At 37.9% G+C, this 6024-nt stretch carries 4 protein-coding genes; 3 read left to right on the top strand and 1 reads right to left on the bottom strand.

Features of this window, described 5'->3' with window-relative positions; all coding sequences use genetic code 11:
• Positions 1-156: 156 nt before the first annotated feature.
• Positions 157-2730, top strand: coding sequence for an ATP-dependent Clp protease ATP-binding subunit (locus tag CVS92_RS08640; protein ID WP_107789177.1), 2574 nt, complete (start codon positions 157-159; stop codon positions 2728-2730).
• 93 nt (positions 2731-2823) lie between these two features.
• On the opposite strand, the gene CVS92_RS08635 is transcribed toward CVS92_RS08640, so the two are convergent.
• Positions 2824-4362, bottom strand: a complete 1539-nt coding sequence (locus CVS92_RS08635; RefSeq protein WP_107789176.1) for an inorganic phosphate transporter — start codon at positions 4360-4362, stop codon at positions 2824-2826.
• A 129-nt stretch (positions 4363-4491) separates the two neighbouring features.
• On the opposite strand from CVS92_RS08635, the gene CVS92_RS08630 reads away from it, so the two are divergent.
• Complete coding sequence (locus CVS92_RS08630) at positions 4492-5394, top strand: disulfide bond formation protein DsbA (RefSeq protein ID WP_107789175.1); 903 nt, start codon at positions 4492-4494, stop codon at positions 5392-5394.
• A 30-nt stretch (positions 5395-5424) separates the two neighbouring features.
• Complete coding sequence (locus CVS92_RS08625) at positions 5425-5856, top strand: GatB/YqeY domain-containing protein (RefSeq protein ID WP_072594244.1); 432 nt, start codon at positions 5425-5427, stop codon at positions 5854-5856.
• Positions 5857-6024: the final 168 nt, after the last annotated feature.

Genomic DNA, 6024 nt, shown 5'->3' with positions numbered 1-6024 from the left:
GCTTATATTTTTGCCTTTGGATAGTATTTGATACAAATTTATAACGGTAAATTTCAGCAATTAAATAAAAAGAGTGACAAGCATTATAAAAATACTTGACAATATAAGACTAAAGTTATATAATGGCAACCATATAAAATAATCCAAGGAGATTTAATGGCTGATATAACAGAAAATTTAACAGCTCAGATGCAAGAAACTCTTGAAAAAGGTATTAGTTTAGCGATATTTTCTAAAAATCCACAAGTTGTGCCACTTCACGTCTTTTGGGCTTTACTTGCAGATAGCAATTCTATTTTAAACCAAGTGTTTAATAAAATGAATGTAAGTAAAGATGCTGTCGAACTTGAAGTAAAAAGTAAAATTTCTTCACTTCCAAGTAGCTCAAATGTCACAAAAGATAACGTTTCAGTTTCAAGAGAGCTTATAAATTCTCTTGAAAATGCAAAAGCGTTGATGGTAAGTATGGGAGATAGCTACATAGCTGTTGATACATGGATCATCTCATCTCTTGAGCTTAGTGAGATCAAACAAATTTTAAGCAAATTTTGCGACATCTTAGAGATCAAAAAGAATCTTGAAAGCATAAGAGGCGGTAAAAAGATAGATAGCCAAACTGGCGATGATACTCTTGATAGCTTAGAGAAATTTGGTATCGATCTGACGCAAAAAGCGCTAAATAAAGAGCTTGATCCAGTCATCGGCCGTGATGAAGAGATCACTAGAATGATGCAAATTTTAATAAGAAAGAGCAAAAACAACCCTATCTTGCTCGGTGAACCAGGCGTTGGTAAAACAGCCATCGTTGAGGGGCTAGCTCAAAAGATAGTGGCTCGCGACGTGCCAACAAGTCTTGCAAACAAGCGTGTCATCGCGCTTGATATGAGTGCGGTTGTGGCTGGTGCAAAGTATAGAGGTGAGTTTGAAGATAGGCTAAAAGCTGTCATCGACGAGGTGAAAAAAGCTGGTAACATCATACTTTTTATAGATGAGATTCACACCATAGTTGGAGCTGGTGCGAGCGAGGGTGGTATGGATGCTGCAAATATTCTAAAACCAGCTCTTGCACGTGGCGAGCTTCACGCTGTTGGTGCGACGACATTGAAAGAGTATAGAAAATACTTTGAAAAAGATGCAGCACTTCAAAGACGCTTCCAGCCGATAGACGTTAAAGAGCCAAGCGTAAATGAGGCACTTCAAATTTTACGTGGTATAAAAGAGCGTCTTGAAGTTCATCACGGCATCACGATAACAGATAGTGCGCTAGTTGCCGCAGCAAGGTTAAGTGACCGCTACATCGCAAACCGCTTCTTGCCAGATAAAGCGATCGACCTTATAGATGAGGCAGCAGCTGAGCTTAAGATGCAAATAGAGAGCGAGCCATATGAGCTTTCAAAGATAAAACGCGAGATCGTAACGCTTCAAGTAGAAAAAGAAGCTCTAAAGATGGAGGATGCGGATAAAAATAAAGAAAGACTTGGCGAGATCGAAAAAGAGATAGCTGACCTAAACGAGAAAAAGCTAGCGCTTGATACTAAATTTGAAAATGAAAAGGCCGTTTTTGGCGGAATTTCAAAAGCAACAAAAGAGATAGATAGCTTAAAATCACAAGCTGAAATAGCAAAAAGAAATGGCGATCTTCAAAAAGCTGCCGAGATAGAATACGGCAAGATAGCTGACGCTAAAAAGCACAAACACGAGCTTGAAGAAAAATGGGAGAGCATGAAAAAAGAGGGCGTGCTTCTTAAAAATCAAGTCGATGAAGAGCTTGTAGCTGAAATTTTGAGCAAATGGACTGGAATTTCAGTTAAAAAGATGCTAACAAGCGAAAAAGAGAAATATCTGCGCATCGAAGAGCATCTAAGAGAGAGCGTTGTCGGTCAAGATGACGCATTACACGCACTTGCGCGTGCTGTTAAGAGAAACAAAGCAGGGCTAAATGAAGGTCAAAGGCCTATTGGTTCATTTTTATTTCTTGGTCCAACAGGTGTTGGTAAAACTCAGTCAGCTAAAGCTTTGGCTAAATTTTTATTTGACGATGAGAAGGCGCTTATTCGCTTTGATATGAGCGAATATATGGAAAAACATAGCGTGAGCAGGCTTCTTGGTGCACCTCCAGGATATGTAGGCTACGATGAGGGCGGTCAGCTAACAGAAGCGGTTCGCAGAAGACCTTATTCGGTCATACTTTTTGACGAGGTTGAAAAGGCTCACAAAGATGTATTTAACATACTTTTGGGGATTTTAGATGACGGACGTGCGACTGATAATAAGGGCGTAACGGTTGATTTTAAAAACACTATCATTATTTTAACTTCAAACATTGCTTCAAATTTCATCATGGAGCTAAAGGGCGAAGATCGTGATGTGGCTATTAAAAACGAGCTTAAAAACTACTTTAAACCTGAGTTTTTAAACAGGCTTGATGATACTATCATCTTTAATCCTCTAAATGAGCAAGGTCTAATCTCTATCGTTGAGATCATGTTTAAAGAGCTTGAAAAGACTCTCCATAGCCGTGGTATCAAGGCAATTCTGAGCGAAGAGGCTAAGAAATTTATCGCAAAAGCTGGCTTTGACATAGTTTATGGCGCAAGACCTCTTAGAAGAGCGCTTTATGAGCTAGTTGAAGATAAGATCGCTGATATGATCTTAAAAGATGAGCTTGAAAGTGGCGATGAGATCACCATTGATAGCGATGGTGAGAAGATCATCATTAAGAAAAAATAACTTCAAATTTACTTGGCAGGTTGAACTTGACTTGCCAATTTTATACAAAAAATATCTAAAAAAATAGGGCGGTTTAGCTATTTAAAAATATGACTAAACGCCTAAAAATTTAGCAAGGGCAAAATAAAATATAGCTGATGAGATAGCAGCTGCTGGAAGCGTGATGAGCCAAGCAAGAATGATTGGTCTTACCATTTTCCAGTTTGCATTTTTATTTACGATGCCAATGCCCAAAACTGCACCTATTAGGATATGCGTCGAGCTAACTGGTATGCCAAGTTTTGTGGCTAGAAGTATGACGATACTTGAGGCAAGCTCGGCACTAAAGCCAGTTGTCGGTAAAATTTCAGCTAGTTTTGAGCCGATGGTGGTGATGACCTCTTTGCCTAAAAACCAAAGTCCGACGACAAGTGAGATGCCAAATGTTACCATTGCGATGCTAGGTATCGGCGAGCTTTCGTTTATAGAGCCAGTCTTTAGCACATCAAGCACAGCGGCAAATGGTCCAACTGCGTTTGCAATGTCGTTTGCGCCGTGTGAAAATGCAAAAGATGAAGCGGTAAAAATTTGAAACCATGAGAAAATTCTATTGATGCTTTTTTCGCTATCGTTTTTGCTCATGACATTTATGATAGCAAGGCTTGCAAGATATGCTAGAGCTCCGATGACGAAGATGATCCAGACTGTTTGGATGATGCTAAAGGCTAAATTTATATGCTCAAGCCCTTTAAAAAGCATCATTGATGAGATGACCATTGCGGCAAATCCAGCGATGATTGGGATGTGCTTTTTCATCGCTTTAAAAGTATCTATCTCTTTTTCGCTATCTTTCATCATGCGAATTTTTGAGCGGTATTCGCTATATTCAGTGGTTTCGATCTCATCCTCATCGATAACTGCGATCTTTGAAAGAGTGGCTATCTGCTCCTCAGCTGGCTTTGTTTTGAGTGCTTTTATAAAGCTTTCTTTGTAGGCTTTTCTCTCAGCTTTTAACGCTTTTAGATTCATTTTAAGTTCATGTGTTGGTTCTATAATCTTGCTTTTTACGTAGCCAAATATAACGTAAGACATCACGCCGCCAAGCAGTGGCGAAATGACCCAACTTACGGCAATTCTACCGATCTCACTCCATGAAACCATACTAAATGGCTCGGGATCTTTTATCATAAAACCCATAGCAAGTCCTGCTCCAACTATGCCACCAACTATCGAGTGAGTGGTCGAGACTGGCAGACCTTTTTTGGACGCGTAAAATAGCCAAAGACCTGAGCTAAGAAGGGCTGAGATCATAATGATGACAAATTTCATCGGATTTAGATCGCTTGGAAATTTCACGATCTCGTTTCTAATCGTATTTGTAACCTCAGATCCTGCAAATATCGCGCCGCTAAGCTCAAAAATGGCGGCGATTACAAGAGCTTGTTTTAGTGTGAGTGTTTTTGCGCCGACGCTTGTGCCAAAGCTGTTTGCAACGTCATTTCCACCGATATTAAAGGCCATAAAAAGACCAAACATGCCAGCGATCAAGAATAAAAAGTAGTTATTTGTCGGGATGTATTGATAGCCCCAAACGAAAAATCCAACGCTACAAATTGCAAAAATAACAAATGCCAATAAGTTATCTCGAAGCAATCAAGCCCCCTTATAAGGTTTTTGATAGGGATTATATCTTGAAAAATATTAAAGTTTTTAGAATTTTTCAACTTTAAATGATACTAAATTATCATATGTTAGAATCTGCAAAAATTTTAAGGATAAATTTTGGTTATAGCGATCGATCTTGGCTCAAACACATTTCGCGTAGCGCTTGTTAAAAAAGAGCAAAATGGCTTTAGTAATGAGCAAATTTATGAAAAGATAGTAGGAGCTGCTAGAGGACTAAATGAAAGTGGCAAGATAGCAGATGAGTCTAAAAATAGGCTCTTTGAAGCGATAACAGAGGCTAAAAATAAATTTGACTTTGATAAATTTAAATGCGCAGCAGTCGCGACTGAGGCTTTTAGGGTGGCATCAAATAGCGGAAAAATTTTTAGCGAGATAAGAGAAAAATTTGGCATAAATTTTCATATCATCAGTGGCAAAGCAGAAGCAAAACTTACATTTTTGGGTGTTCAAAATGCTTTTAAAAAGCTTGGAATAAATGAAAATTTTAGTATCATTGACATCGGTGGAGCAAGCTCAGAGATCGGTGAAGATGGAAATTTTATGAGTTTTAAATTTGGCATTATTACATTTTTTGAGAAATTTAAAACGCTTGATTTAATGCAAGAAAATGCAAAAATTTATACAAAAGATGCAAGAGAATTTTTAAATAGCTTAAAAAATAAATTTATCGTGCTGACTTCTGGCGTACCAACTACTATCGCAGCGCTACGACTTGGGCTTAACTACGAGAACTATGATCCAAAAAAAGTAAACGGATTTGAGCTTAGAGATGATGATCTTGCCTGGTTTGTAAATGAGCTTTTAAAGATGGACGATAAGAGCGCTGACACAGCGGTTGGAAGAAACAGAAAGTATCCTCTCATCGCCGGAGCCTTGCTTTTAGAGGAGCTTTTAAGTGGGCAAGAAGCAAAATTTTTAGTTATTGACGATGGGCTTAGAGAGGGTGTTGGGGCGGCATATCTGCAAGGAAAATTTCAAGAAATTATCACAAATTTTTAGTTAATATTTCAAAAATTTAAAGGAGAGAAAATGAGCATAAGAGAGCAAATTTTAGCCGACATAAAAGAGGCCATGAAGGCAAAAGATGAGTTTAAAAGAGATACTTTAAGGACGCTAAATGCAGCACTTAAGCAAGTTGAAGTAGATCAAAGGATCGAGATGACCGACGAGGTCGTGCTTCCACTACTTCAAAAAGAGATCAAAAAGAGGGCTGACTCGGTTGAGCTTTATATAAAAGGCGCTAGGGAGGATTTGGCTAAAAAAGAGCAGGGCGAGATTGAGCTTATTAAGGCATATTTGCCAGCACAACTAAGTGATGAAGAGCTTAAAGAGAAAATAAAAAAGATTATTGAAAGAGCTGGCAAAAATTTAGGCGCTGTAATGAAAATGGCAAAAGATGAGATCGGAGCAAGTGCTGAAGCAAAACGCATAAGTATGATCGCAAAAGAGCTTTTGGCTTAAAATCTACAATCTTATAAAACTTCTAATTTTCGAAAACTTACTTTTAAATGTGTGTAAGTTTTCGAAAAATCAAATATAACTTTTATTTTGAAAAGATAATTTAAAAGCATATAATACTTACATGGATATGTTAAAAGGTAAAATACAAGCTTTTTTATATATTTGTAT

This window comes from Campylobacter concisus (assembly GCF_003048555.1).
In the GTDB taxonomy this organism is placed as follows: domain Bacteria; phylum Campylobacterota; class Campylobacteria; order Campylobacterales; family Campylobacteraceae; genus Campylobacter_A; species Campylobacter_A concisus_AO.
This window is presented reverse-complemented; position numbering and strand designations above follow the sequence as displayed.